This window comes from Shigella sp. FJ200513, from assembly GCF_040495915.1.
Classification (GTDB): domain Bacteria; phylum Pseudomonadota; class Gammaproteobacteria; order Enterobacterales; family Enterobacteriaceae; genus ECMA0423.
In genome coordinates, this window is record NZ_JBDYCV010000230.1 from 1 (window position 1) to 1,594 (window position 1,594).

2 protein-coding genes are annotated in these 1,594 nt (G+C 56.5%); both read right to left on the minus strand.

Annotated features, from left to right (window positions below; genetic code table 11):
- Window positions 1-131: 131 nt before the first annotated feature.
- A protein-coding gene (locus tag ABZJ92_RS21790; protein ID WP_094081567.1) for an IS91 family transposase occupies window positions 132-1,330 on the minus strand; the annotation gives its coding sequence in 2 pieces (ribosomal slippage) (window positions 132-514 and window positions 514-1,330; 1,200 coding nt in all).
- Between the two features lie 9 nt (window positions 1,331-1,339).
- A complete protein-coding gene (locus tag ABZJ92_RS21795) occupies window positions 1,340-1,528 on the minus strand; it encodes a hypothetical protein (RefSeq protein WP_000957853.1) in 189 nt (62 codons plus the stop codon).
- Window positions 1,529-1,594: the final 66 nt, after the last annotated feature.

Genomic DNA, 1,594 nt, shown 5'->3' on the forward strand with positions numbered 1-1,594 from the left:
CGCCTTATGCCACGTGAGCTTTTCTGCTTTTCCCTCCACTCCGGTGTTTTCTCTCTCTGCATGGTCGATTCTTATACCGCAACAGGCTGTTTTTTATACTTGCACCGATTCCCGGGCACACTTAGCCTGTGTCAGGCCGGCATATACCTCAGCAGACTGATATCCCGCGCGTTTTTCTTCAGCCCCTCCACATTCAGTCCCGCGATGGCCCGGCGGTATACCATCCGGCCGCCACACAGCACGCATTCGAACGGGTCACGACTCAGGAACTGTTTCACCATTTGTGCATAGCACACTTTCGCCACTGGTTCCGGTTTATCCATCCCCAGAGCACGGTACACCTGCGGCAGCTTCTCTCCACACACCCGGTTGGCAAGGAACCCGAAGTACCTCACCATCTTAAAAAACTTCTCCGGGATGTGCTGTTTCAGCCTCGCGACCAGCTCACGCTGTGTCAGCGTTTCCGTCGCCGTTTCTCCCGTTTTGTGGTCCAGGTAACGGAAGCTCAGGCTCCCCCTCCGTTGTAATGTGCCAGCCGGGAGGCCGCTATCGGCGGCTTCTTCAGATAACGACCCAGGTAGCGCGCCGTATTCCTCCCGCCGGCCGTTTTTTTCGACATGTACACATGCCAGTATTTTCCTCCGGCTTTCAGCACCAGGCTTCTCCTCTGTGATTCCGTCGTGATATGTGACAACGACTCCGGCATCGCCAGCCCCTCTGACCACGCTTTCAGAAGCCGTTGCCGCATATTCCACATCCACCGCGAACGTATCGCGTCTTTCAGGAAGCTCAGCTTTTTCCACTGACCATGCTTATTCAGACCTCCACAGGTTACAGACACATGTACATGCGGATGCCAGTTGAGACGACGGCCATACGTGTGGATGGCGCAGAAGATACCGGGTTCCTGCCCCCGTTTCCGGGCGGCATACAGCAGATTCTCCACCGCCAGACGGCACACGTCATTCAGCAGCCACCGGTTGCTTTCGAACACCGGCCACTGCGTGTCCGGCAGGGTGAAGACCAGGTGTACCCAGTCGCAGTCAGGAAGACGATTCAGCTGTGTCGCTATCCACAGGTCTGTGGCCTTTTTTCCGCAGGACGGGCAGGCACGGCTGCCGCATGAGTTAGTGACGTATCTGACGTGGGGGCACTCAGGTTTATCGCAGATGTATTCCTTCACGCCCAGTATCCGCGTGCCGCAGGCCAGCATTTTTGTGACAGCCTCAACCTCGATATCGCGCAGACCGCCCGCATCCAGGAAGGATGTCCAGCACTGGTTGGCCGTGAACAGACGTTTCAGCGGGCGGGGAGTAAAAGCGGACAACATGAGGACGGATTAACCCCCGGTATCCTGTAGCCGGGTAAGGGCTGCTGTGTCGCCACGGCGCTCCAGGATGGAGGCCGCGACCATCGCAGGTGGTGGGTCCATGGGTTTGAGCATCTTCATCCAGTCCCATTCACGTTGTGAGAGCTTCTCAGCACCAACAGAGAGCAGAACGGTATCTATACTTTTGCGGGTCAACATAAGAGGATGAGTCCTTAATAAAACAGGTCCTCAGAGCATACATATTCTGCGGAGCGTGCGGCAACA

Coding starts and splice junctions, on each gene's coding strand:
- ABZJ92_RS21795 (WP_000957853.1), bottom strand. CDS start 1,528: ATGTTGACCCGCAAAAGTATAGATACCGTTCTGCTCTCTGTTGGTGCT.